The organism is Streptomyces sp. CA-294286, assembly GCF_050947155.1.
Classification (GTDB): Bacteria; Actinomycetota; Actinomycetes; order Streptomycetales; family Streptomycetaceae; genus Streptomyces.
Genome location: NZ_CP192005.1, coordinates 434,862 through 460,204 on the forward strand (window position 1 = coordinate 434,862; position 25,343 = coordinate 460,204).

At 73.0% G+C, this 25,343-nt stretch carries 15 protein-coding genes; 10 read left to right on the forward strand and 5 right to left on the reverse strand.

What is annotated here, in order from left to right:
- Positions 1-106 precede the first annotated feature (106 nt).
- A complete protein-coding gene (locus ACQPZG_RS07235; protein ID WP_433544994.1) occupies positions 107-1,303 on the forward strand; it encodes a PP2C family protein-serine/threonine phosphatase in 1,197 nt (398 codons plus the stop codon).
- A gap of 47 nt (positions 1,304-1,350) precedes the next feature.
- Here the strand turns inward: ACQPZG_RS07235 and ACQPZG_RS07240 are convergent, their stop codons facing one another.
- Positions 1,351-2,133, reverse strand: a complete 783-nt coding sequence (locus tag ACQPZG_RS07240) for an aminotransferase class IV family protein (RefSeq protein WP_433544995.1) — start codon at positions 2,131-2,133, stop codon at positions 1,351-1,353.
- A gap of 163 nt (positions 2,134-2,296) precedes the next feature.
- On the opposite strand from ACQPZG_RS07240, the gene ACQPZG_RS07245 reads away from it, so the two are divergent.
- Both ACQPZG_RS07245 and ACQPZG_RS07250 read left to right on the forward strand, forming a co-directional pair.
- Entirely contained in the window at positions 2,297-2,524 is a 228-nt protein-coding gene (locus ACQPZG_RS07245; RefSeq protein WP_433544996.1) for a hypothetical protein, read from the forward strand.
- Positions 2,521-3,249, forward strand: coding sequence for a 4'-phosphopantetheinyl transferase family protein (locus ACQPZG_RS07250; RefSeq protein ID WP_433544997.1), 729 nt, complete (start codon positions 2,521-2,523; stop codon positions 3,247-3,249). The genes ACQPZG_RS07245 and ACQPZG_RS07250 overlap by 4 nt, the downstream gene beginning before the upstream one ends.
- Here the strand turns inward: ACQPZG_RS07250 and ACQPZG_RS07255 are convergent.
- From ACQPZG_RS07255 to ACQPZG_RS07270, 4 genes are all read right to left on the reverse strand, one after another.
- Positions 3,242-3,934, reverse strand: a complete 693-nt coding sequence (locus tag ACQPZG_RS07255; protein WP_433544998.1) for a LuxR C-terminal-related transcriptional regulator — start codon at positions 3,932-3,934, stop codon at positions 3,242-3,244. The two genes, ACQPZG_RS07250 and ACQPZG_RS07255, sit on opposite strands and share 8 nt — an antisense overlap.
- 364 nt (positions 3,935-4,298) lie before the next feature.
- Complete coding sequence (locus ACQPZG_RS07260; protein WP_433544999.1) at positions 4,299-7,217, reverse strand: helix-turn-helix transcriptional regulator; 2,919 nt, start codon at positions 7,215-7,217, stop codon at positions 4,299-4,301.
- A gap of 4 nt (positions 7,218-7,221) precedes the next feature.
- Positions 7,222-9,963: a helix-turn-helix transcriptional regulator gene (locus ACQPZG_RS07265; protein ID WP_433545000.1), complete on the reverse strand. Its 2,742-nt coding sequence runs from the start codon at positions 9,961-9,963 to the stop codon at positions 7,222-7,224.
- An 82-nt stretch (positions 9,964-10,045) separates the two neighbouring features.
- Positions 10,046-12,928, reverse strand: coding sequence for an AAA family ATPase (locus tag ACQPZG_RS07270; protein WP_433545001.1), 2,883 nt, complete (start codon positions 12,926-12,928; stop codon positions 10,046-10,048).
- A gap of 309 nt (positions 12,929-13,237) precedes the next feature.
- Between ACQPZG_RS07270 and ACQPZG_RS07275 the strand changes: the two genes are divergently transcribed.
- From ACQPZG_RS07275 to ACQPZG_RS07305, 7 genes are all read left to right on the forward strand, one after another.
- The gene (locus ACQPZG_RS07275) at positions 13,238-14,638 is read left to right on the forward strand and encodes a glycosyltransferase (RefSeq protein WP_433545002.1); all 1,401 of its coding nucleotides are present in this window, start codon (positions 13,238-13,240) and stop codon (positions 14,636-14,638) included.
- A gap of 39 nt (positions 14,639-14,677) precedes the next feature.
- The gene (locus tag ACQPZG_RS07280) at positions 14,678-15,736 is read left to right on the forward strand and encodes a DegT/DnrJ/EryC1/StrS family aminotransferase (protein ID WP_433545003.1); all 1,059 of its coding nucleotides are present in this window, start codon (positions 14,678-14,680) and stop codon (positions 15,734-15,736) included.
- A 32-nt stretch (positions 15,737-15,768) separates the two neighbouring features.
- Entirely contained in the window at positions 15,769-16,950 is a 1,182-nt protein-coding gene (locus tag ACQPZG_RS07285; RefSeq protein ID WP_433545004.1) for a cytochrome P450, read from the forward strand.
- A gap of 36 nt (positions 16,951-16,986) precedes the next feature.
- A complete protein-coding gene (locus ACQPZG_RS07290) occupies positions 16,987-17,181 on the forward strand; it encodes a ferredoxin (protein ID WP_433545005.1) in 195 nt (64 codons plus the stop codon).
- Between the two features lie 61 nt (positions 17,182-17,242).
- Positions 17,243-17,998: a thioesterase II family protein gene (locus ACQPZG_RS07295; protein WP_433545006.1), complete on the forward strand. Its 756-nt coding sequence runs from the start codon at positions 17,243-17,245 to the stop codon at positions 17,996-17,998.
- Positions 17,998-20,067: an aminodeoxychorismate synthase component I gene (gene pabB / locus ACQPZG_RS07300; protein ID WP_433545007.1), complete on the forward strand. Its 2,070-nt coding sequence runs from the start codon at positions 17,998-18,000 to the stop codon at positions 20,065-20,067. Before ACQPZG_RS07295 ends, pabB begins: the two co-directional genes overlap by 1 nt.
- 133 nt (positions 20,068-20,200) lie before the next feature.
- The gene (locus ACQPZG_RS07305) at positions 20,201-25,315 is read left to right on the forward strand and encodes a beta-ketoacyl synthase N-terminal-like domain-containing protein (RefSeq protein ID WP_433545008.1); all 5,115 of its coding nucleotides are present in this window, start codon (positions 20,201-20,203) and stop codon (positions 25,313-25,315) included.
- Positions 25,316-25,343 lie beyond the last annotated feature (28 nt).

Below are 25,343 nucleotides of genomic sequence, written 5' to 3' on the forward strand. Positions count from 1 at the left end.
CTGGCCGGCGGACGCCCGGTGGGTGGGGGCGGCACTCCCGGTGCGTGCGGTGGTTGTTTTCGTCGCCGCGAGCGGGAACAAGAGTCTCCAACCTAAGGAGACTGACGTGGCACGTGATCGGATGGGACTGGCCGAGGTGCTGGCGGCGGCGGAGGATGCCGCGCCGGTGGATTCCTTGGATGTCGTCGCGCGCAATCTGCGCGACCGGTTCGGTGCGCGATACGTGTCGTTCCTGTTCCTCGACGTCGTCGGCCGGCGCCTGCTGCGGGTCAACGAGACGTCGGGCGCCGTGCAGGAGCACCGTGCCGAGCAGGTCCCGCTGCTCGGCAGCGGCGACTACGACGAGGTCCTGCGGGCGCAGAAGCTGGTGCGGGCCCCGGTGAACGGGCACGGGCAGCGGGTGCTCGCACCCGTCACCAACCGCGGTGACACCATCGGCGTCCTGGAACTGTTCCTCGCACAGGTCACCCCGGACGTGCTGGAGCAGGTGCAGGAAGCCGCGCACGCGCTGGCGTACATCCTGGTCACCGACCGCCGCTTCACCGACCTCTACCACTGGGGCAACCGCACCACCACGGTCAGCCTGGCCGCGGAGATCCAACGCCAGCTGCTGCCCTCCGCCCCCTCCTGCGAGGGCGACCAGTTCGCCCTCGCCGCGGCGCTGGTCCCCGCCTCGGACATCGCGGGCGACACCTACGACTACAGCCTCGACAACGACACCCTGCATCTCTCCGTCACCGACGCCATGGGCCACGACGTCAACGCCTCCCTCATGGCGACCCTCCTGGTCAACGCCTCCCGAGGCGCCCGCCGTGCCGGAGTCGACCTCGCCGAACAGGCCCGCCAGACCCACCAGGCCCTCCTCGACCACGGGCGACGCACCTTCGCCACCGGTCAGCTGTTGCGCGTCTCCCTCGACGGCTCCGGCGCCCAGCTCGTCAACGCCGGCCACCCCTGTCCACTGCTGCTGCGCGAGGGCGAGGTGACCGCACTCCAGTTGGCGGTGAACCTGCCCTTCGGCGTGCTCGGCCAGGGCCGCTACGAAGTGCAACACCTCGACCTGCGCCCCGGTGACCGCCTCGTGCTGCACACCGACGGCATGCAGGAACGCGAGGCGGAGGCGGTCGACCTGCCCGCCCTCCTCCGCAAGACCGCCGCCGAGCACCCGCGCGAGGTGGTGCGCACCCTGGTCGCCGCGGTCTCCGACGCCTACAACGGCCCGCCCAGAGACGACGCCACCGTCCTGTGCCTGGACTGGCACGGTCCCCGGACCACGCCCCCGCCGCGCTCTTCGCACCCCTGAACCGAACCGGGGCGGGGCTCCGCCTCCGCGGAGCCTGCCGTGTGCGCCTACGGCTTCTCGCCGGGGACGGCCAGGTAACTCTCGCCGAGCAGCCGCAGCACCGGGTGCTCGGTGCGCAGTTCGCGTGCGTCGATCGCGGCCAGCGGACGCACGCCGATGCTCGTGTTCGTGGCGAACGCCGCCACCGAGTCCTTCGCGACGGACGGCGTGATGTCGACGATCCGGTGCTCGGCGTGCTGCTGGAGCAACGCCATGGTCACGCCGGGCAGCACCGGGGCACGCGGCCAGAGCACGGTCCCGGCGGCGTCGACGAAGCCCACGTTCCAGGTGCTGCCCTCGCTGACGCACCCGTCGCGGCCGACGAACAACGCGTCGTCGAATCCGGCGCTCTGCGCGACGCGGCGGGCGTGCAGGGAGCCGAAGAGTCCCACGTGCTTGACCTGGGGGAGATCGCGTTCGTACGGCACGCTCATCACCCGCAGCGGGTCCACGGGAAACGCGCCGGCACCGCGCACGGACACCAGGATGTGCGGCTGCCCGGCGTCCACCGGACGCATCAGGTCGACCTGGGGGTCGTACACGGTGACGCGTACGGTGCACGGTCCGTCGCGTCCCTCGACGCCCTGCCGCACGTAGTCCCGCACGCGCCCGCGATCCAGTTCGGCGCCCCACACGATCCTGCAGTCCCGCACCAGGCGTTCCAGGTGGAGGGAGAGGCCGCGGATCCCGCCGTCGGCGTCGACGCGCATGGACGTGAAGTGGCCCAGGTTGATGAAGGCCAGCGGGAGCAAGTCTGCGGCGGTGACGGGTTTTCCGTTGAGTGTGACCATGCCGCTCAGCATGTCAGGACGTCGATTGCGCACGGTCCAGGCGCTGTTGCCGACGCGGTCGCGCACGGCGAACTCACGTGTACACGTCCGGGGCGTCCCTACGAGTTTCACTAGCCCGGCGTCCGTAGCCTCGAAAGCCTGGTGACGGGTGAGGGGTGAAATCATGACGTCCAACGTGGGAACGGGCGTGTCCGGGCTGCTGGCGTGGGTCGGCGACCTGCATTCGCTGAACTCCGTTCTGGCCTGGGAGCCCTCTTCCGATGCCGTGGCTGGGTCTCCTGCCGGGGCCGGGCCGATGAGCGACCACGCGCAGTGGTCCGCCGCTCTGACCGGCTTCTGGCCGCGGCTCGATCGTGCGGTGTCCGTTCCGACCAAGACAGGTTCTGCATGATCGAGCGCATTCTCCCCGGGTCCGTCATCGGCGTCGAAGCGTTCGGTGATCCACCCGAGGCTTTGCTGCATCCGCTGGAGGCCCTGGTGGTACGGCAGGCGACCGACGCCCGCCGGCGGGAGTTCGCCACCGGGCGGTGGTGCGCGAAGCAGGCGCTGACGGGACTTCGTGTCCCCGAGGCGCCGTTGCTGCCCGGCCGCCACCACGCCCCCTGTTGGCCGGCGGACGTCGTCGGGAGCATCACGCACTGCGTCGGGTACCGGGCGGCCGCCGTGGCGCGCAGCTCGGACGTGCGCATGCTCGGCGTCGACGCGGAGCCCCATGCGCCTCTGCCCGCAGGGGTGTTGGAGAGCATCGCGCTTCCCGAGGAGCAGGCGATGGTGTGGGAGCTGCACTCCGTCGCGCCGGGTGTGCACTGGGACCGACTGCTCTTCAGCCTCAAGGAGACCGTGTACAAGGCGTGGTACCCCGCGACCTCCCGCCGACTGGAGTTCGAGGACGCGCGCATCTCCATCGACGCACCGGCCTCGACGTATTCCGCCCGGGTCCTCGTGCCCTCGCCGTTGCGGCAGTCCGGGCGGCCGCTCGACCGGCTGGACGGCCGTTGGCTGGTCAGCGACGGCCTTCTGGTGGCCGCGCTCGCGGTGCCCGCGGAGGACGCGGCCAGGGCGGCCGGGCCGTGCGGCACCGGCTGCTCCCAGCACGCCCCCGCGGCGACTACTTGACGAAGTCCTCGACCACCTTGGGAGGCCAGACACCCACCTTCAGTACGCCCATGGAATAGGCGCGCGACACCAGCGCCGCCCGGTTGGGCACCCGCAGCTTACGGAAGAGGCAGGTCACGTGGTATTCGACGCCCTGACGGCTGAGATACAGGCGCGCGGCGAGCGGCACGGTCGAGACGCCCGCTGCTATCCCTTCGAGTATGCGGGCGTCGACCTCGCTGATGATCTTCTTGCGGCTGGGCATCACGTCGGCGTCCACGGGTTCTTCGTCGGAGGCCATCGTCACCCAGATCGCGGACACGTCCGGCGTGCTGCTGCGCACGGCGCAGGCCGAGAGTGAGGCCGTGAAGGCCTGGCCGTCGGATCCGACGGCCAGCATCTCGCTGGTGAAGCGGTCACGTCTGCCCTCGGTGAGCCCGGCGAACTTGCGCAGCAGCGGCTGCTGCGCGCTGGGGTGCACCAGATCGGCGAACGGGCGCCCGCAGGGCTGCGCCGAGTCGCCACCGAACCGTCCGAAGAACTCCTGATTCGCCTGTTGCACCGTCAGACTGCGGTCGAGACAGACCAGGGGCAGCCCCGGACGGCCGAGCAGCGGTCCCCCCTCGGCCGGACCCACCGTGTCGACGGCCGGGTCCTGCGCCATGGTCTGCGCCACCTCTGTCTGCGCGAGTACGGAAGTCGCCATGGAATATCTCTTCCTTTCATGGCGTGAGATGTGCCGGAAAGACTAAGTGAATTCCCCCTGAGTCCATGCGGTCTCGACTTCGGGGAGACCCGCCAGAACTGAACTCTGCTGTGAAGACTATGTAGTTGCCTTTGTGCGGGTCAACGCTGGAGGGCTTTGCCGGATCAACACTGTGGTTCTCGCGCCCGGGGGTTCGGTACGGCTTCCGCACTTCGGTGGTTCGGTACGGTGCGGTCTCATTCCACCGCAGGTCAGCGGGGCTGTGGGGTACCGAAGGAGCCCTTGCGTCCGTACGGTACGGCCACCGAATCGAGTGCGGCGGACACCGCACCATGCACGCCGTACCGAAGTCGCACCTCTTCACTTAAGGACGTGTGGAAATCGTGCCGGCGCCCGCCATGAGGGCCACCAGTTGGCGACGCCCTGAAATCCCCAGTTTTCTGTAGGAGTTCGTCAGATGTTTCTCCACCACCCGGGAACCGACGCCGAGTTCCGTGGCGATTGCCTGGTTGGTCAGGCCGCCGCCGGCCAGTGCCGCCACTCGCGACTCGGTGGGGGTGAGAGACGGTGCGGGGCGCGCGCCGGTCGGGGCCGCCGGGTCGGGCCGGTCGCGCTCGGGTTTCCAGGGCACTCCGCAGGCCATGGCCAGTGCCGCCGACTCGCACTGCAGGTCCCGCGCCTCGGCTCCTGTGCGCACCGCACGGGACAGCGCCCGCAGGGCCTTGGCCAGTTCCAGCTCGTTTGCCGATCCGCGCAGCACGTGCACGGCGTCCCGCAGCAGGGCCGTTCCCTCGCTGTCGCCCCGAAGGGCGCCGCGAATCCGTTGCGCGCGCCCGATCGCGAGCGGGGCGCCCAGGATCCGGGCCTGGGCGTACTCCTCCTCGGCGAGCGCGCGGGCCGATTCCAGGTCGCCGCGGCGCTGCATGAGCCGTATCGCGCGGGGGCGCCAGGGGAACAGCACGGGGTTGCGCCAGCCCACCGCCTCCAGTTGACGCCCGCAGTCGAGCACGGTGTCCAGCGCCTTCCCCAACTCCCCGCGGCGCGCGTCCGCCTGAGCCTCCGTCAGTCGCAACAGCGAGGCGGCGAGCAGATCTCCCGTTGCCCTTCTGCTGCCGGCTCCGGCCCTCACCCGCTCGCCGAGCGCGGTGTCCCCGGTCTCCAGGGCTACGGCGGCCAGCACCGCGACGGCGCTCACCGCGCTGTCGCCGTGCCGTCCCCCTTCGGCGTGTTCGAAGGCCGTCTCCGCGTGCTCGCGGGCGTGTGCCAGCCGGCCCCGGGCCAGAAAGACCGTGGCGAGTTCGATCCGGGCGAGCGGGTCCTTCCCTCCGTCGCCCCCGCGCTGGTGGCGCTCGCGGGCCGCCAGCCAGTCGGCCAGTGCCTCGACCCGATCGGCTCCGGTGCACACCATCGTCAGCAGCGGCAGCACGGGCGGCGCACCCGGCCCGGTGGCCGGGACCCGCTCCAGGATCCGCCCGGCCAGCCGAGCGCCCTGGTCAGCCGGCAGCCGGCCGCTGAGCATGGCCGCGTGCAGGAGTACGGCGAGCAGCTCGCGCTCGGCGCCGGAGCCGATGGCGGGCTCCTCCGGCCGCTCGCGCAGTCGGCGTACCGCCACCGCGAGTTCGGCGGGATCCTGCCGGGCGCTGTAGCGCAGTCGGGCCTCCAGCCGCAGGGCCAGCTCGCGTGCCGAGTCCGCCAGCCGGTCCGGGGAACCGAGATCCGCGGCGGCCTCCCGGAGGATCTCCACCCCGGCGGGGCCGGCTGTGGAGAGGAAGTCGGGCGAAATGCGCAGGGCGGCCGCGGCGCGGTCGTGCGGCGTGTCCAGCAGGGCCACCGCCTGGGCGATGTGGCGCTCGCAGGCGGCACGGTCGTAGGCGTTCTCCGCCGTTGCCAGGTCGATCAGCAGTCGCGCGCGCTGCGCGCCCTGCTCGGGGCTGTCGAGCAGGGTCCGTCGCAGGAAGCGGGCCGCCTCCCGCGGGGCGCCCCGCCCGAGCGCCGCGTCCGCCGCACTGCGCAGTACCGCGGCGGACCAGTCGTCGCCCGGCGTGCCGGCGGCCATGAGCTGCGCGGCGACCTCCTCGACGGAGTGTCCCGTTTCGTGCAGGAGCACGGCCGCCCGGCCGTGCCAACTGCCGCGTTCGGACATGGACATGGCGGCCTCGGCCGCGTCACGCACCACCGGGTGGACGAATCCCGCGCCGCCTTCGGCCGCGAGCAGGCCGAGTCGGTGGAGAACGCCCAGCGCCTCGGTCTCATCGATCCCGTCGAGGCCGGCCAGCCGCCCGGCGAGCCCGGGAGCCGCCTGTTCGCCGAGGACCGCCATCGCGGCGGTCAGGTCGCGGACCGACGCGGTCTGTGCGCGCAGGCAGTCGGCGAGCCGTTCGCGGAGAGCTGCGGGGCACAGTGCCGTGACGGCCGGGGCGTGCGTGGCGCTGGGCCGTGCTCCGGCGGCGTCCAGGGCCGGCAGCAGGGAACGCAGGAACACCGGGTTGCCCCCCGATGCCCGGTGGCAGGCCCGTACGAACTCCTCCTCGCCGCTCTCGCCGAACTGCTCGCGCACCAGTTGCCCGGTGGCGGCGAACGACAGCGGAGCCAGCCGCGTCACCCGCGTGGCGGCGTCGGTCACCGCGCACACCAGCGGGTGGCGGGCGCGCAGGTCGCCGTCCCGCAGGGTGCAGACGAGGACGGCCCGCACGGCGTGCAAGCGCCCCGCGAGGTGGGACAGGAACTCCAGCGACCGGGCGTCGGCCCACTGGACGTCGTCCACGAGGATCAGCAGGGGCCGTTCGCGGCCGAGCCTGCTCAGCAGCGCGCACAGGTCGGCCAGGATCGTCTCGCAAGTCGCCGACGGGTCGTCCAGGGAAGCAGGCAGCAGCTCTTCGGCTCGGGGGCCTTCACCGGGCAGGAATGCGGCCGGGTGCGCGGCCGGGAGGTCGGGCTCGTCCAGGGCGTCGTGCCGGTAGGGGCCACCGGGCTGGTACGGAGCACCGGGCCCGTCCGGTGCACCCGGCTGGTACGGAGCGCCGGGCCCGTACGAGGGGTCGAGGGACAGGCTGTCGAAGAGCTGGTGCAGCACGCCGAAGGCGAAGTCCTGTTCCACGACTGCCGCGTGGGCGCGCATGACGCGCACGTTCTGGACGTCGAGGCGTCTGGGGAGTTCCCGCAGCCAGCTGGATCTGCCGATTCCCAGGGGCCCGGCGAACAGCAGAAGCGACGATCTTCCCCCGGCGGCTGCGTGCAGGGCGTCCTGTACCGACACCGTCTCGGCTGTCCGTTCGAGCAGCATGGGCTCATCGTCCTTCCGTGCCGCGCACGAGTACGCGGAGTTCTTCCCGGCCGCCGATCCGCAGGGTGCGGTAGACCCGGCTCAGCCGGAGCTCCACGGCACGCCGTGACAGGGACAGCAGTTCAGCGATCTGGGTGTTGCTGTGCCCGTGCGCGGCGAGCGTCGCCGTCCGGGCGTCCGCCGGTGACAGTTCGGCCCAGTCCGCGGGCCGGGAGGTTCCGGGTTCCTGCCCGGACGAGAGCTCCGCGCCGAGCAGCCGGGCGGTACGTGCCATCGGGCCCCTCGGGTGGATGACGGAGAGCGCCCGCAGTTCGGTCACGGCCGCGGCAGCAGCCTGCCGGCTTCCGTCCGCCGTGAGTTCGGCGGCGGCGAGATCGGCGAGCGCGCGCTGATAGGCGGGGCCCGCCGGGCCGCGGCCCAGCAGGCCCGCGGCGTAGCGGGCGCGGGCCGGTCCGTCGTGGGCGGCCGCCGGTCCGGCGTTCAGCTCCGCCCATCCGACCGGGCCGGGCGCCCCCCACGCGCGAGCCAGCCGCAGCTCCTCCGCGGCCAGCCGGTGTGCCTCGGCTTGCTGCCCGGTGGTGCGCAGGACCCTTGCCGCGGTCGAACGCCAGGGCAGCAGCGCGGGGTTGACGTGGTTGCGGTGCAAGACCAGCCGGCCGCATTCGCGCAGCAGGTGCACGGCCTCGGCGGGGTCCTCGGCGGCGGCGACCATGGCCCGTGCGAAGAGGAGGTGCGGCCAGTGCACGCTGTGGCGGGCGTCGTCGCCGACCGGCTCGGCGGCGAGGGCCGCGGCCCGTGCGGTGTCCCCGCGTTCCAGGTCGACGACGATGCGTACGGCTCGTAGCTGGACCGTCACCGCGGGGGGCGTGCTGGGCCGTGGCAGCGCGCGTTCGGCGGCGTCGATGTCCTGTTCGGCCGCGGCGAGCAGGCCCCGGCGCAGGTTGAGGTCGGCGCGCGCGGCGAGGACCCGGGGGGCCGCGATGCGTCGTGCGTCGGCCCGTATGCCGGTGAGCAGGGCGCTCAGTCCGGCGTCGGCCTCCTCGTGGTCGCCCGTCAGGCACAGTGCCTCGCACGCCGCGAGACGGGGCAGGACCAGGACGTCGCGCGCCGGTCGGGCGAGGGCGGTTCGGGCCAGGTCCTGCACGGTGGTCAGGCCCTCGCCGGCCAGGGCGAGCTGCCAGGCGCGGGGCCCGGCCTGGACGGGGCAGGCCGGTCGGGCAGGCAGCGGTGGCATCCGGGGGACGATGCGTTCGGCGTGTTCCCGGTCGGCCGGGTCGGCCGCCCAGAACAGGGCGACGAGGGCTTGCTGCTCCTCCGTCCCGGCGGCCGGGCGGGCCTCGGCGGCGGCCCGGCGCATCCCGTCGGTGTCCCCCGCCGCGAGCCCCAGGTCCAGCGCGTGCAACCGTACGGCGGCACGGGGGCCCTCGCGGGTCCGGGCGAGCTCGCCGATCCGGCGGATGCCCGCCTGGGGCGCGGTGAGAAGTTCGGCGGCGGCCAGGTCGAGCGTCGTACGCGAGTGCGGCTCCTCGTCGAGCGGTTCGCGCAGGGCGCGGGCCAGGAGGGCCGCCGCGCGGGCGTGGTCGCCCGCGCGCCGGGCCGCGTCGCTGCTGCGGTGCAGCACCGGGGCGGCCCAGGGGGCGCCCAGGGGGCGTGCGTGCAGGAGGAGTTGTCCCACTTCCTGGTCGGTGGCCCCGGCTCGGCGGGCGAGGCGGGCGGCGGCGGCGTGCAGGTCGGCCCGTTCCGCCGTCGCCATCTCGGCCAGGACGCGCAGTCCTGCCTCGGCGCCGACGCGGGGACACGCCTCGGCCGTTCGGACGAAGCCGGTGGCGTCCAGGGCCGCGCGCAGCCGGGCTTCCGCGAGGTGGCCGAGTCCGGCGAGGGCGCAGACGGCCGGGAAGTCGAGGACCTGTCCTGTCACGGCGAGGACGCGCAGCGCGGCGACGGTTTCGGGGGGCAGGCCACGCAGTACCCGTCCGATGTGGTCGTCCAGCACCACCCTGGCGAGCGAGGCGAGTTCGGCGGTACGGGAAGCGATCGGGAGATGCCCTCGGCGGGCGAACTGGCGCAGGGCGGCGTGGAGTACGGCCGGTGTCTCCGCGGATGCGCGCAGGGCGGCGGCGGTGAACTCCGGTTCGCCGTCGGCACCGCAGACGGTGCGCACGGTGCGTGCGGCGTCCGCGAGGGACGGCGGTGGCAGTGCGAGTTCGTGGGCTCCGTCCGGGTCGGGGGAGCCGGAGGTCAGACAGCGCCAGCCGCGTCCGCGTACGCAGGTGTCGCTGCCACTGGCCAGTACGGCCAGCGGGGTGGTGGCGGAGCGGCGTATCAGGGCGAGCAGGTAGTGCAGGGAGTCGGGGTCGGCCCATTGGGCGTCCTGCAGGACCAGGAGCAGGGGCTGTCGGCGGGCCGCGCGCAGCAGCGGAACCGGTCCGTGGTGGAGGCTCACCCCGAGGCCGGTGAGCAGTTGGGCGGCCACGCTGTGGCGCGTCCCGGACTCGGACGCGACCGCTCGCGCGCTCAGCACCCGCAGCCCCCGGGACCGGGCGAGCCGCGCGGCCCAGCGGGCCAGGGCGTTCTGCCCGTGGCCGGGGCGTCCGGTGAGGGTGATGACGCAGGGGTGTCCGTCGGCGAGACCGTCGAGCAGGAGACTCAGGGTGTCCTGCTCGCGGTGGTGGTGCGATAACCGGACGTCGGCGGGCAGTGGTGGGGTGGCGGGGGCCCCGGGGACCGGGAGGGCCGTGGGTGGCATGGGGGTGACCGGGCTCCGGTGTCGGTGGTGGGTGGGCATGCTGTCGGCCTGTCGGGGGCGGGTGCGTGCGGGGCCGCCGGGCTCAGCCGCCCGATGCGCGGGCACGGGCGGCGGGGGCGCGGAGGGTGGTGGCCAGGGCCGCCCGGCGCTGGACGCCCAACTTGCGGTAGGCGCTCGTGAGGTGGGTCTCGACGGTGCGCAGCGTGACGCACAGCGACTGGGCGGCTTCCCGGTTGCTGGCGCCGTTCAGGACCAGTTCCACGACCCTGCGTTCGGCTCCGGTGAGCAGGTCCTCCCGCGAGCCGGTGAGTTCCGGCATGCGCCCGCCCGCCGTGATGAGCAGCCGCCGCGCGCCGAGCGCGAGGGGCAGCGCCCCGCAGGTGAGGGCGAGGTCGACGGCGGAGCGCAGGTGCGGTCGGGCCTTCGCGCGGTCTCCCCGGGTCAGCAGGCGGCGGCCGAGCGCGAAGGAGGCTCGGGCCTGGACGGCACGGGCGGGCGAGGCGGCCAGGGTGTCGACGGCCTCGCCGAGCAGGTCGAGGCCCTCCTTTCCCGGCGTGATGACGCCCCGGGCGAGGGCGGCCGTGCCCAGGGCCTGCGCGGTGCCCCAGCGCCGGGCGAGTTCGCTGCCGTACTCGGCGTGGCCGCGGGCGTCCTGCGGGCGGTCGAGGGCGGCGAGGGTCCAGCACGCCTCGGCCCACCAGGGGGCGAACACGGGGTTGGCGAGGCCCGCTTCGCGCTGGGCACGGCCGCAGGCGAGCAGGAGGTGCAGTGCTCCTTCGCGGTCGCCCAGGGCACGGCGGACGCGGGCGCGGACCATCAGGTGGAGGTGCTGTTCCACCACGGGTCCGGTCGTCGGCTGCGGTTCGATACCGGTGAGGAGGTCCTCGGCGCCGGTGGCCTCGCCGCTGTCGCTGAGGGCCGCCGCGAGCACCAGTCGGGGCAGCAGAAGGCGCTGCGGGGCCCCGTCGGCTGCGGCGAGCTGCGGGGCCTCGTCGGCTGCGGCGAGGGCCGCGCGCGCGTCGTCCTTCGCCTCGGTGATCGCGCCGGTGCCGTGCAGTACGAGGGCGCGGGCCGACAGGGCGAGGGCGTCGGCCCAGCGGGTTCGCGGTTCGCCGGTGGGGGCCAGGGCGTCGTTCAGGACCGTGAGGGCTTCGTCGCTCTCACCGGCGAGGGCGAGGACCGTGCAGGAGGTGAGCACCGGCCAGGAGGCCCGGGAGCCGGCGGCCTCCACCGCCCGGCGGGCGTGGGTGGTCGCGGTGGCGCGTTCGGTGTCGTAGAGCGTGGCGACCAGCGCGCTGACGGCTTCCGCGTCGGCTTCCGCGTCCGCCGGGCGCGGGGCGGGCGGGCGGTCCGGCCCGGGTGGGCCCGGGGTGTTCCCGCGTTCGGCCGCACCTGTCAGGAGCAGAGCCGATTCGAGGGCCAGGGCGGGTTCCTGGAGGCCGGTGGCGGCGCGCAGCTCGGCCAGTACCTGTGTGGGGGCGCGGCCGTGGGGGACGCTCTGCCCGGCTGCCAGGCAGGTGGTGGTGTACCGCAGGGCCGCGGCGGCGCGCGTGCGGAGGTCCGGTGCCCGGTCGAGGGCGTCGTGCAGCAGGTCGAGGGCCGCGCCCGGGTCGGTGCGGGCCACGAGGCCCGCCAGTCGGATCCGGAGCTCGTGATCCTCGGGCGTGGCTTCGAGCACACGGCGCAGGTAGCACACGGCGTCGGTGGGGGCGCCGCGGTCCTCGGCGGTGGCGGCGGCGTCGGTGAGCAGCGAGAGCATCCAGGGCTCGGGGGGTACGGATGTCGCCAGCAGGTGTGCCGCTATGTCTTCGGCCGGGCGGCCGGCGTCGCTGAGCAGCAGGGCCGCCCGCGCGCGGAGCCCTGCGAGGGCTGCGGCGTCGAGTGGTTCGAGGATCGCGGTGCGTACGTCGTCACTGGTGAAGACGTTGCGGCCCGGCGCCAGGACCTCCGCGTCGCGCAGCACGCAGAGCGCGTCCTCGACCTGGACGACGGAGACGCCGGCCAGCGCGGCAACGTTGTCGAGCAGCTCCTCGCCGAGGATCGCCAGCGCCGTGGCAACGGGCTCCACCCAGCCGGGACTTCTCCCGAAGAGCGTGCGGACCGACCGTGCGACCAGTCGGGCGCCCAGTGCGGTGACGTGCCGGGCGCCGTCGAGGTCGGGCCGGACCCCGGCGCTGCGCAGTTCCGCCAGGAGCCGGACCGCGCTGCCCGGATTGCCGCCGGAGACGTCGGCGACCCGGGCCGCGAACGACGGTTCGACGGGACGGCCGAAGGCATGGCGGGTCAGTTCGCCGACGGCGTCCGGGCTGAGCGGAGTCAGGTGCACGGTGGTGCACGAGGGGTGGGAGGCGAACCTGGCCCACGGCGTGCTGTCGGCGGTGGAGGCATCGGTGCTGCGGGCCAGGATCAGCAGCAGCGGCAGCCCGTCGGCCCTGCGCAACAGGAAGTCGAGCCAGCGCAGGGTGTACGCGTCGCACAGGTGGGCGTCGTCCAGTACGAGGGCGAGGGGGTGGAGCGCGGTCAGCTGGGCGGTGAGGCCGAACAGCCCCTGGAGCACCGGGTAGTCGGCGTCGGAGGCGAAGGGCGGCCGGTCCGTTCCGGGCATCAGTGCGGGCAGCGCCCTGCGGGCGGTGCCGCGCAGCAGCGGGTGGCCCGGTGCGCTCTCCCCCACCAGGCCGAGCGGCCGCAGGAGGGCCCGCACGCCTTCGTACGGGACGGTGCCGGTCTCGGCGGCGCACGTGGCACGCAGCGCCTTCATGCCCCGTGGTCCGTGCGCTTCTCCGTCGTCGCGTGGGAGGAACGCGTTGACGAGGCTGGTCTTCCCGATACCGGGCGGCCCGGTCAGGACCACGATTCCGGAGTGGCCGGCGCGGGCCGCCGCGGCTCGCGCGGAGAGCACACCGATTTCTCCGGCGCGGCCGAATACGGCTCCGCTCCAGCCTGACGGGCCCGATTGGTCAGACAAAGACGCCCCCTACATGGAACGGAAAGGGCCGAACCCCCATCGGGCCCAATTTCCGCAGGAATCCGAACGATCATCCTGTGGCAGCGTACCGGAGTCAACAGGTCCGGCCCGCACGGCTTCCAGCCAAGAACACGAAAGAAAACGCCGCCTTGACGGAACCGAACGGCCCGCAGAACAATCCGCCCCCGGTGCGCGCCAGGCCCGGCACACGGGTGCCCCGGCCGGATGAGTCTAAGGATTTCCCGGTAGGGCCCGTGAGATCAAGTGGGGGTGCAGCAAACCCCACCGGACGATGCCCCCAGGAGCGCGATGAGCCCGAACGAGAACACCGCGCAGCGGCCCGTCCTCTTCGTCAGCCTGCCGGAAAGCGGGCTGGTGAACCCGCTCCTCGTCCTCGCGGCCGAGCTCGCGCGGCGGGGCGTGCCCGACCTCTGGTTCGCGACCGACGAGCCCCGCCGGGCGGATGTGGAGCGCCTGGCGGCAACCGGTGCGGGGGTCGAATTCGCGTCATTGGGTGAGGTCTTCTCCGAGCTCTCGGCCGTCAGCTGGCCGGACGACGTGTACCGCGAGGTGACGCAGGCGTCGCGCTTCAAGGCGCACCGGGCGGTGGTCCGCCAGTCGTACCGCCCCGATCTCCAGGCCGAGAAGTTCAGACGGCTGAGTTCCTTGGTCGAGAAGATCGAGCCGGCCCTCATGGTGATCGACTGCGTCGCGTCCTTCGGTATCGACGTGGCACTCGCCCACGACATTCCCTATGTGCTCAGCGTTCCCTTCCTGCCGACCAACGTTCTCACCTCTCTCAACCCTTTCGGACCGTCCGGAACCCCCCGCGATTTCCCCGTTCCGCATTCCGGGCTGCCCTATCCGATGACGTTCCCCCAGCGCGTGCGCAATGAACTGTTCAAATACCGCACCCTGGGCATGTTCTTCCATCCGGCCATGGGAAAGGTGCTGTCCGAAGACGCCCGCATTCGCAAGGAACTCGGGCTGCCGAAGCCCAATCCGATGACGAGGGTCGACCGGGCCGAGCTGGTCCTGTGCAATTCGGTGGCAGAACTGGACTACCCGTTCACCGTGCCGGACCGGATGGAACTGGTCGGTGCGATGGTGCCACCGCTGCCGGAGGCTCCGCGCGGCGAGGACGACGGGGGGCTCGCCGACTGGCTGGACGCCCAGTCCTCGGTGGTCTACATGGGCTTCGGAACGATCACCCGGCTCACCCGGGAGCACGTCGCCTCGTTGGTCGAGGTGGCCCGCCGCCTGGAGGGCCGTCATCAGGTCCTGTGGCGCCTGCCCTCCGAGCAGCAGCATCTGCTGGCGGACGCCGGCAGCCTGCCCGCCAACCTGCGGATCGAGAGCTGGCTGCCCTCTCAACTCGACGTCCTCGCACACCCGAACGTCCGGCTGTTCTTCACCCACGGCGGCGGCAACGGCTTCAACGAGGGCATGTACTTCGGCAAGCCGATGGTGGTGCGACCGCTCTGGGTCGACTGCTACGACCAGGCGGTACGCGGGCAGGACCTGGGCCTGAGTCTGACCCTGGACCGGCCCCGGGACGTCGACCCCGACGACATCGTCGACAAGCTGACGCGGGTCCTCGGCGAACCGGGTTTCCGCGAACGCGCCGAACGGATCGGCGGGCTCCAGCAAGCGGCGGGCGGGCGCCGCAGAGCGGCCGACCTGCTCCTGCGGTTGCCTGCTCTGATCTGAACCGCTCCCCCTGCCCCGTCCACTCCGACCGAGGACGACATGTCCATCAAGTACCCCGTTTCCCGGCCCAGCCTCAAGGGCCGGGAACTCGCCTACGTCACCGAGACGATCACCGACGGCTGGATATCCTCCCAAGGGCCGTATGTACGGCGCTTCGAGGAGGCATTCGCCGACTACTCCGGAATCGCACACGGCGTCGCCTGTTCCTCCGGAACGACCGCCCTGACCCTGGCACTGCGCGCGCTCGGCATCGGCCCCGGTGACGAAGTGATCGTTCCGGAATTCACCATGGTCGCCTCGGCATGGGCGGTGAGCCACACCGGCGCGACGCCGGTGTTCGTCGATTGCGCCGACGATCTCAACATCGACCCGGCGAAAATCGAGGAGAAGATCACTCCCCGGACCAAGGCCGTCATGCCCGTCCACGTCTACGGCCGACGGTGCGCCATGGACGCGATCATGAATATCGCCCACGACTACAACCTGCGCGTGGTCGAGGATTCCGCCGAGGCGCACGGCATCCCTCCGGTCGGTGACGTCGCCTGTTACTCGCTCTTCGCGAACAAGATCATCACGTCGGGCGAAGGCGGCATCTGCCTCACCAACGATTCCCGGCTGGCCGAACAGATGGCCCACCTGCGCGCGATGGCGTTCACCGAGGACCACAGCTTCCTGCACAAGAAGCTGGCCTACAACTTCCGCATGACCGCCATGCAGGGCGCCGTGGCGCTCGCCCAGGTGGAACAGCTCGACGAGTTCCTCGCCCTGCGCCGCGAGATCGAACGCCGTTACGACGAGGGCCTGAAGGGCATTCCCGGCATCACGCTGATGCCGCCGCGCGACGTCCTGTGGATGTACGACCTGCGGGCCGAGCGCCGCGACGAGCTGCGGTCCTTCCTGGCCGCCGAGGGCGTCGAGACGCGGGTGTTCTTCAAGCCGATGAGCCGGCAGCCCGGCTACCACGACCCCGTCTGGCCGTACCTGAACGCCAGTCGTTTCAGCGAAGACGGGCTCTATCTGCCCACGTACACCGAACTGACCGCCGCGGACCAGGAATACGTGACCGGGAAGGTCCGCGCCTTCTACGCCGCGGCCTGAACCCGCGCACCGACCGACGGAGACCGAAGGCCATGACCGGCACCGCCGAACCGAAACTCGTCCCCTTCCCGCTACGGGTACCGGGCGAACCCTTCCCCCCGCCCCGCTACGAGGAGTACCGCCGCCGCGACGGGCTGGTGCCGACCCAGCTGCCCAACGGCAGCCGGGTCTGGCTGGTGACCCGGCACGCGGAGGTGCGGGCCGTACTGACCAGCAAGAAGATCAGTGCCAATCCCGACCGCGAGGGCTTCCCGCACATCAGCGACACCATGGGCGTGCCGCGCCAGGAGCAGATCCCCGGCTGGTTCGTCGGACTCGACTCGCCCGAGCACGACCGGTTCCGCAAGGCCCTGATCCCGGAGTTCACCGTGCGCCGGGTGCGCGCGATGCGCCCGGCGATCGAACGCACCGTGGACGACCTGATCGACACGATGCTCGCCGCGGGCGACTCGGCCGACCTGGTGGCGGACTTCGCCCTGCCGGTGCCCTCCCTGGTGATCTCCACCCTGCTCGGCATCCCGCCCGTCGACCGCGACTTCTTCGAATCGCGCACCCGCACGCTGGTCTCCATCCGCACCTCCACCGAACAGCAGCGCGACACCGCCGCCAAGGAACTGCTGCGCTACATCAACCGGCTCGTGGGCATCAAGGCGCAGTGGCCCGGCGACGACCTGATCAGCAGGCTCCTGGCCACCGGCAGCATCAGCGCCCAGGAGATGACCGGGGTGCTGATGCTGCTGCTCATCGCGGGCCACGAGACCACCGCGAACAACATCGCCCTCGGGGTGCTGACCCTGCTGCAGAATCCGCAGTGGATCGGGGACCAGCGGGTGGTCGAGGAGACGCTGCGCTTCCACTCGGTCGCCGACCTGGTGTCCCTGCGCGTCGCCGTCGAGGACGTCGAGATCGGCGGCCACCTGATCCGGGCCGGCGAGGGCGTCATCCCGCTGGCCGCGGCCGCCAACCACGACGAGTCCGCGTTCGCCTGCCCGCACGCCTTCGACCCCACCCGCACCGAGCGCCACCACGTGGCCTTCGGCTACGGCGTGCACCAGTGCCTCGGACAGAACCTCGTCCGGACCGAGATGGAGATCGTCTACCGGCGGCTCTTCGAGCGCATTCCGGCCCTGGAGCTCGCGGTGCCCGTGGAGGAACTCCCGCTGAAGTACGACGGCGTGCTGTACGGGCTGCACGAACTGCCCGTCCGCTGGTAGCCGTTGCCCACCGTCCACCCTCCCGAAAGAGAACCGATGCGTATCACCGTGGACGCCGACCGCTGCGTCGGCGCAGGACAGTGCGTGCTGTCCGCACCCGAGGTGTTCGACCAGGACGAGGACGGGCTGGTGCTCGTCCTCGACCCCCGCCCGGCCTCCGGGGAACACGACACGGTGCAGCAGGCGGGCGACCTGTGCCCCGCCCACGCCATCACCGTCCACGAGGACTGACTCCGCCGGGCGGCTGCGCAGCCGCCCGGCCCCCCACCGCCGTTCCAGAAAGGACCGCACCTTGAACAGCACGGACCACTCCTCGGCCCTGTGGCTGCGCCGCTTCCACCCGGCCCCGGACCGCCCCGTCCGGCTGGTCTGCTTCCCGCACGCCGGCGGATCCGCCAGTTTCTTCCACCCGGTGTCGGTGCGGTTCTCCCCCGCCGTCGACGTCATCGCCCTCCAGTACCCCGGCCGTCAGGACCGCCGTCACGAACCCTGCGCCCCGGACCTCGCCACCCTCGCCGACCGCATCGTCGACGAGCTGCTGCCCCTGGACGAGAAGCCCACCGTGTTCTTCGGGCACAGCATGGGCGCCGTACTCGCCTTCGAGACGGCCTGGCGACTGGAGCAGAAGGGCGCGCACGCCCCGAAGTCGGTGATCGCTTCCGGACGCCGCGGCCCGTCCACCACGCGCACCGAGACGGTGCACCGCCGCGACGACAACGGCATCATCGAAGAACTGAGGCTCCTCAACGGCACCAACCCCGACCTCCTCGGCGACGAGGAGATCCTGCGGATGGCGCTGCCCGCGATCCGCGGGGACTACGAGGCCATCGAGAAGTACGAGTGCCCGCCCGACCGCACGCTCCGCTGCCCGATCACCGTGCTCACCGGCGACGCCGACCCGCGCACCTCGTCGGACGAGGCCCTGGCCTGGCAGGTGCACACCGAAGGCGGCTTCCGCATGGAGGTGTACCCCGGCGGTCACTTCTACCTCACCGACCACATCCGGGCCGTGGGTGACGAGATGGCACGCGAACTCGGGATCCTGTGATGCGCACCCTCCTCGTCGACAACTACGACTCGTTCACCTACAACCTGTTCCACTACCTCGCCGAGGTCAACGGCCGGGAACCCGAGGTGATCCGCAACGACGACCCCTCCTGGCGCGAGGGGCTGCTCGACGCGTTCGACAACGTGGTGCTGTCGCCGGGGCCCGGCACCCCGCACCAGCCGGCCGACTTCGGTCTGTGCGCGCGGATCGCCGAGGAGGGCCGGCTCCCGGTGCTCGGCGTGTGCCTCGGCCACCAGGGCCTGGCACTCGCCCACGGCGGCGACGTCGGCCCGGCTCCGGAACCCCGCCACGGGCGGACCTCGTGGGTCCGCCACGACGGCACCGGTCTGTTCGAGGGCATCCCCGACCCGCTGGAGGTGGTCCGGTACCACTCACTGGCCGTCACCGCGCTCCCGCCCGCCCTGGAGGCCATCGCCCACAGCGCCGACGACGGGGTGGTGATGGCGCTGCGCCACCGCACCCTGCCGCTGTGGGGCGTGCAGTTCCACCCCGAGTCGATCGGCACGGACAGCGGACACCACCTGCTGGCCAACTTCCGCGACCTGACGTCCGCGCACGGCCGGCGCGGCCGGCCCGGACGGCACCCGGCGCGCGTGGCGCAGCCGGCCCCCGCGTCCCCTCCCCGGGCCGCTCCGGTCCGCAGACTGCGGGTCCTGGCCGAGCAGCTCGACACGCGCTGGGACGCCGAACCGGTCTTCGACCGGCTCTTCCGCACCGGTGACCACCCCTTCTGGCTGGACAGCAGCCGCCCGGACGCCTCCCTCGGCCGGATCTCCGTCATGGGCGACGCCTCGGGGCCGCTGGCCCGCACCGTCACCGCCGACGTGTCCGAGGGAACCGTCACCGTCACCGCGAACGGGCGCACGCACAGCGTGCGGAGCCCCTTCTTCGACTGGCTGGAACAGGACCTCGCCGCACTGCGTACCGACGTCCCGGAGCTGCCCTTCGAGTTCGCGCTGGGCTGGGTGGGCTGTCTGGGCTACGAACTGAAGGCGGAGTGCGGCGGAGAGAACGCCCACCGCTCGCCCGACCCGGACGCCGCACTGGTCTTCGCGGACCGGGCCGTCGTGCTCGACCACCGCACCGACACCACGTACGTTCTCGCGCTCGCCGAGGACGGCGACGAGGCCGCCGCCCGCGCCTGGCTGCGCAGCACCACGGCCGCCCTCGCACGGCTCGCCGGGCAACCGCCCGCCCCCTGCCCGCCGCCCCCGGGCCTGACCGGAGCGGACCTGCGCCCGCGTCACGACCGGGACGCCTACCTCAAGCTCATCGACGTCTGCCACGAGGAGATACGGGCCGGCGAGACGTACGAGGTCTGCCTGACCAACATGATCGAGGCGCGGACCGCTCTCGACCCCTGGCACGCCTACCGCCACCTGCGCCGGGCGAGTCCGGCTCCGTTCGCCGCCTTCCTCGACTTCGGCCCGCTGGCGGTACTGAGCACCTCGCCCGAACGGTTCCTGCGCATCGACCGGCGCGGCACCATGGAGTCCAAGCCCATCAAGGGCACCCGGCCGCGGCACTCCGATCCGTCCGAGGACGCCCTGCTGATCGCCGACCTCGCGCGGTGCGAGAAGGACCGCGCCGAGAACCTGATGATCGTCGACCTGGTCCGGCACGATCTCAGCCGGTGCGCCGAGATCGGCAGCGTCGTCGCCGATCCGGTCTTCCAGGTGGAGTCCTACGCCACCGTGCACCAGCTCGTCAGCACGGTACGGGCCCAACTGCGCACCGGCACCAGTGCGGTGGCGGGCGTCCGCGCGGCGTTCCCCGGCGGGTCCATGACGGGCGCGCCGAAGATCCGCACCATGCAGATCATCGACCGGCTCGAAGGCGGCCCGCGCGGCATCTACTCGGGTGCGATCGGCTACTTCTCGCTGACCGGTGCGGCCGATCTCAGCATCGTCATCCGCACGGTGCTGCTGGGCGGCGGCACCCTGCGCTACGGAGTAGGCGGCGCGGTGATCGCCCTGTCGGACGCGGCGGCCGAGTACGAGGAGACGCTGGTCAAGTCGGCGCCTCTGCGCGCGCTGCTGCACGAGTAGGGCGGAGCGGCGGGCCGATCCGGAGCCCGCCGCTCGGGACGCGGCCGTCACGGCCCACATCTAGGGCTTTTCCCGGTGGGAGCGGCGTCAGCATGGAGCCGCAACACCCCAGCGGCCGGCTTTTTCGGGAGTAATGGTGTCCGTCCATGTCGATGACTACGCGGTCCGACCGGCCGCCGATCCGTGCGGGGCACTGCGCGGTCTCACCCTGCCGGCCGTCTTCCGCGCCGCCGCCCAGCAGGACCCGGAGGCCGTGGCACTGAGCGACGGCGACCGGCACCGGACCTGGCGGCAGTGGGCGGCGGACGTCGACGCGCTCGCCCGGTCCCTCCAGGAACTCGGCGTCGACGTCGGGGACGTGGTCGCGGTCCAGTTGCCCAACTGCTGGGAGTACCAGGTCCTGCACCTCGCCGTCGCGGCGATCGGCGCGGTCATGATGCCCGTCCACCAGGGCCACGGCAGCGCCGACGTGCTGGCGCTGGTGCGGCGGGTTTCGCCGGTGGCGTTGGTGCTTCCCGCGGACTCGGCGCACGCCGCCGACCCGCAGGCCCTCGCGTCGCTGCGGGCGTCCGTGCCCTCGTTGCGCCCGGTTCTGGTGGCGGGCCCGGGCTCCGCCGGACTCATCGGCATCGACGCGCTGCTGGAGCGGTGGGCGGGCACCGCCCCTCGCCCCGTCGACGTACGCCCGGAGATGCCCTTCGTGCTGCTGCCGTCGTCCGGGACCACGTCCGCCCGGCCCAAGATCTGCCTGCACAGTCACGACGGGCTGATGTCGAACACGGCGGCCGTGACGGAGGAGGCGGCCGGGTCCTTCCGGGGCGGGGTGCTCACGGCCTGCCCGCTCACCCACCTCTTCGGTCTCCAGTCCCTGCACTCGGCCCTGTTCGCTCGCTGCCGGCAGGTGCTGCTGCGCGGCTGGGACCCGGACAGGTTCCTCGAACTGGCCCGCGCGACCCGGCCCGGCGTGGTCTTCGCCGTGCCCGCCCAACTGCACGACGTGGCCGCACGGCTCACCGAGTCCGGCGCGGCGGCCGGGTTCCGGCCGCACGAGGTGCGGACGGCGGGGGCGGCCGTCCCGGCCGCTCTGGTGACGCGGGTACGCGAACTCCTCGGCAGTCCGCTCGTCGTGGTGTGGGGCATGTCCGAACTCGGCACCGGCACCTGCACGTCCGCCGCCGACCCCGCCGACGTGGCCGCCCGCAGCGTCGGCCGGCCGACCTTCGGCGCGGACGTACGCGTCGTCGGCGAGGACGGCGTCGAGTGCGCGCCCGGTGAGACGGGCGAACTCCACTACCGCAGCCCCGGAATGTTCCGCGGCTACCACGGGGAGCCGGAGCTGACCGCGACGGCGGTCACCGAGGACGGCTGGCTGCGCACCGGGGACAGGGCGAGCGTGGACGGCGAGGGCCGGGTCCGTTTCCTGGGCCGGTCCGCCGAGCTGATCAACGTCGGCGGCCGGAAGTTCGACGCGACCGAGATCCAGGGGCTCCTGGCGGAGCTGCCGGGCCTGGGCCCGGCCGCCGTCGTCGCCCGGCCCGACCTGCGGCTGGGCGAATACCCGTGCCTGGTGGTCACCGGGCGGGCCGAACGCGCCGTCACTCTGGAAAGGGTCACGGCGTTCCTGCTGGAGCGCGGCGTCGCCGACTACAAGATCCCGTTGGAACTGGTGACGGTCGACGCGCTGCCGCTCACCCCCGCGGGCAAACTGCACCGGCGCTCTCTGGAAGCCCTGTTGGCGGAACGCGGCCCCGCTGCCGGCTCGGGCGGGGGGACGGTCCCGCCGTCGTACGCGGCGGCCCTGGCGCTGGTCCGCAGCTGCGTCACCGAGGCGCTGGCGCCCGCGGAGGAATCCGCCCCCATCGGCGCGGCCACCACCTTCCGCGGCCACGGCCTGGACTCCGTCCGCAGCATCCGCCTGCGCAACCTGCTCGTCGCGGCGACCGGCCTCCCCCTGCCCGCCTCCCTCGCCTTCGACTTCCCCACGCCCCATGCCGTGGCCCGCCGCCTGCGGGGCGAAACGGCCCCGGACGCCCCCGACACCGTCCCCGCGGCAGCCGACGATCCCGTCGCCGTCGTGGGGATGGCCTGCCGGCTGCCCGGCGGGATACGCGGACCCGAGGACCTGTGGGCGCTGCTGGCGGACGGCGGGGAGGCGATCGGTCCCTTCCCCGAGGACCGCGGCTGGGACCTCGACCGCCTCTTCGACGAGGACCCCGAACGCCCCGGCACCTCGTGCACCCGCGCGGGTGGGTTCCTGGACTCCCCGGGCGCGTTCGACGCGGGGTTCTTCGGCTTCTCCGACCGGGAGGCGCTGGCCGCCGACCCGCAGCAGCGGTTGCTGCTGGAGACCGCGTGGGAGGCGCTGGAACAGGCGGGCATCGACCCGGCCACGCTGCACGGCTCGCGCACCGGGGTCTTCGCGGGCGCCATGTACCACGACTACGCGCCGGCTGCGTCCGGCGACGACCGGCCCGAGCTGGAGGGGCTGCTGGCCCTCGGAACCGCCGGGAGCGCCCTGGCCGGCCGGATCTCGTACTCCTTCGGTCTCCAGGGCCCCGCGCTGACGGTGGACACGGCCTGTTCGTCCTCGCTGGTGGCGCTCCATCTGGCGTGCCGCTCGCTCCGCTCGGGCGAGTCGTCGCTGGCGCTGGCGGGCGGGGTCGCCGTGATGGCCACCCCGGCCTCGTTCACGGAGTTCTCCCGGCTGCGCGCGCTGGCCCCGGACGGCCGCTGCAAGTCCTTCGCCGACGCCGCCGACGGCGCGGCCTGGTCGGAAGGGGTCGGGCTGCTCGTCCTGGAACGGCTCTCCGACGCCCGGCGCAACGGGCATCCGGTGCTCGCGCTGGTCCGCGGCACGGCGATGAACCAGGACGGCGCCTCCAACGGGATCACCGCCCCGCACGGACCCGCGCAGCGGCGGGTGATCCGACAGGCCCTGGCCGACGCCGGACTGAGCGCCGCCGACGTGGACGCGGTGGAGGCGCACGGCACGGGAACGACGCTCGGCGACCCGATCGAAGCGCAGGCGCTGCTGGACACGTACGGCACGGAGCACGAGGCGGAGCAGCCCCTGTGGCTGGGCTCGGTGAAGTCGAACATCGGGCACGCGCAGGCGGCCGCGGGCGTGGCGGGCGTCATCAAGACCGTGCTCTCGCTGCGCAACGGCGTACTGCCCCGCACCCTGCACGTGGACGCACCGACCTCCCACGTGGACTGGTCGCCGGGCACCGTACGGCTGCTCACCGAGGCACGGCCGTGGCCCCGGGAGACCGGGCGGGCCCGCAGGGCAGCGGTGTCGTCCTTCGGGATCAGTGGCACCAACGCGCACGTGATCGTGGAGGAGGCCCCGGCGGGGACCGCCCCCCTACGGCCGGCGGCCGGGGCCGGCCCGGTGGCCTGGGTGCTGTCCGCACACGACGCGCCCGCCCTGCGCGACCAGGCCCGCGGACTCGCGGCGCACGTGCAGTCGCGGCCGGACCTGTCGGTGCGGGACATCGCCTACTCGCTGGCCGTGACCCGTACCGTGCATTCCGGGGCCCAGGCGTGCGTTGTCGGCGAGAGCACCGAAGAACTCCTGAACCTCGTAGCCGAGTTGGTCGGTCGCGAGTTGCCTGCCGACATGTCGAGCAACGGCGATCCGGCGTTCGTGTTCGCCGGGCAGGGCAGCCAACGGCCGGGCATGGGGCGTGAACTGGCCGCCGCACACCCGGTGTTCGCGAAGGCGCTGCGCGAGGTCTGCGGCGTACTCGATCCGCTGCTCGACCGTCCGCTGACCGACGTCATGTGGGCGGCCGACGGCCCGGACGCCGCGCTCCTCGGCCGTACCGAATACACCCAACCGGCGCTCTTCGCCCACGGGGTGGCGCTGTACCGACTGTTCGAGTCGTGGGGGGTGGTGCCCGGTCGGCTGGCGGGGCATTCGGTGGGGGAGATCGTCGCCGCGCACGTCGCGGGGGTGCTCTCCCTCGCGGACGCGGCTCGGCTGGTCACCGCCCGGGGGCGGCTGATGCAGCAGCTCCCCGCGGGCGGCGCGATGCTGGCCGTACGGCTCCCGGAGGCCGAGCTGGGTCCGTGGCTGGAGCGCCCGCACGGGGGGCCGGTGGCGGTGGCCGCCGTCAACGGGCCGCGTTCGGTCGTCCTTTCGGGAGCCGTCGAGTCCCTGGAGGAGCTGGCAGGGGAGCTGACGGCCGCCGGGCACCGGACCAAGCGGCTCGACGTCAGCCACGCCTTCCACTCCCCGCTGATGGACCCGATGCTGGACGCGTTCCGGGAGGTGGTGGGCCGGCTCTCGTTCGCCGCCCCCGCCGTACCGGTGGTGTCCTGTCTGACCGGGGCGCCGCTCACCGCAGCCGAGGCGTGCGATCCGGAGTTCTGGGTCCGGCACGTCAGGGAGCCGGTCCGCTTCCACGACGCGGTCGCCCGGATGCTGGCCGACGGCACGGGCGCGTTCCTGGAACTGGGACCGCAGGCCGTGCTGGCGCCGATGCTGGAGGAGCGCCTGGCCGTACACCCGGCTGCCGGGGCGGTCGTCGCCGCAGGGGGCGCGGCCGAGGAGCGCTCGGTGCTCGCGGCGGTCGCCCGGCTGCATCTGCACGGGGTGCCGGTGGCCTGGGGGTCGGTGCTGCCCGGCGCGCAGGCCGTTCCGCTGCCCACGTACCCCTTCCAGCACCGCACCTACTGGGCCGCGGGCGGGGCTCCCGTACCGACGGTGTCGGCCGGACCGGCTCCCGCCCCCGTGTCTTCGCCGTTCCGGCTGCGGCTCGAAGGGCTGAGCGCGGCCGAACAGCGGGCGCTGCTGGTCCGGTTGGTACTGGAGGAGACCGGCGCCGTGCTCGGCGGCCGGACGCTGACCGCCGCCGACACGGACGTCTCCTTCTCCGACATGGGCATCACCTCGGTCGGCGCGGTCGAGCTGCGCAACCGGCTGCGGGCGGCCACCGGGGCGCGGCTCCCGGCCACCGTGGTGTTCGACCACCCGACTCCGGCGTCGACGGCGGACCTCGTGCGGCAGGACCTCGCGGGGTCCGCCGGGCCGGGCGACCGCACCGTGGCGGGTCTCGTGGCCGAGCTGGACGCGCTGTTGTCGGCGGGCTCGGACCTCGACGCCGACAGCGCTGCCCTCCTGCGCGCCTTCCTACGCGATCGGGAGCCGGTGGTCCCCGCCGCCCGCGCGACGGCAGAACCCTTCGACCTCGACACCGCTTCCGACGAGGACCTGTTCCGACGCCTGGACGGCGTCGACCGCTGACGGTCCGTCCCGGTTCCACGCCACAGCC

Excerpts from the sequence above, each read along its gene's own strand:
- ACQPZG_RS07305 (WP_433545008.1), top strand. The coding sequence starts at position 20,201 with ATGGTGTCCGTCCATGTCGATGACTACGCGGTCCGACCGGCCGCCGAT.
- pabB (WP_433545007.1), top strand. The coding sequence starts at position 17,998 with ATGCGCACCCTCCTCGTCGACAACTACGACTCGTTCACCTACAACCTG.
- ACQPZG_RS07285 (WP_433545004.1), top strand. The coding sequence starts at position 15,769 with ATGACCGGCACCGCCGAACCGAAACTCGTCCCCTTCCCGCTACGGGTA.
- ACQPZG_RS07290 (WP_433545005.1), top strand. The coding sequence starts at position 16,987 with ATGCGTATCACCGTGGACGCCGACCGCTGCGTCGGCGCAGGACAGTGC.
- ACQPZG_RS07275 (WP_433545002.1), top strand. The coding sequence starts at position 13,238 with ATGAGCCCGAACGAGAACACCGCGCAGCGGCCCGTCCTCTTCGTCAGC.
- ACQPZG_RS07245 (WP_433544996.1), top strand. The coding sequence starts at position 2,297 with ATGACGTCCAACGTGGGAACGGGCGTGTCCGGGCTGCTGGCGTGGGTC.
- ACQPZG_RS07265 (WP_433545000.1), bottom strand. The coding sequence starts at position 9,963 with ATGCCACCCACGGCCCTCCCGGTCCCCGGGGCCCCCGCCACCCCACCA.
- ACQPZG_RS07240 (WP_433544995.1), bottom strand. The coding sequence starts at position 2,133 with ATGGTCACACTCAACGGAAAACCCGTCACCGCCGCAGACTTGCTCCCG.
- ACQPZG_RS07255 (WP_433544998.1), bottom strand. The coding sequence starts at position 3,934 with ATGGCGACTTCCGTACTCGCGCAGACAGAGGTGGCGCAGACCATGGCG.
- ACQPZG_RS07260 (WP_433544999.1), bottom strand. The coding sequence starts at position 7,217 with ATGCTGCTCGAACGGACAGCCGAGACGGTGTCGGTACAGGACGCCCTG.
- ACQPZG_RS07280 (WP_433545003.1), top strand. The coding sequence starts at position 14,678 with ATGTCCATCAAGTACCCCGTTTCCCGGCCCAGCCTCAAGGGCCGGGAA.
- ACQPZG_RS07250 (WP_433544997.1), top strand. The coding sequence starts at position 2,521 with ATGATCGAGCGCATTCTCCCCGGGTCCGTCATCGGCGTCGAAGCGTTC.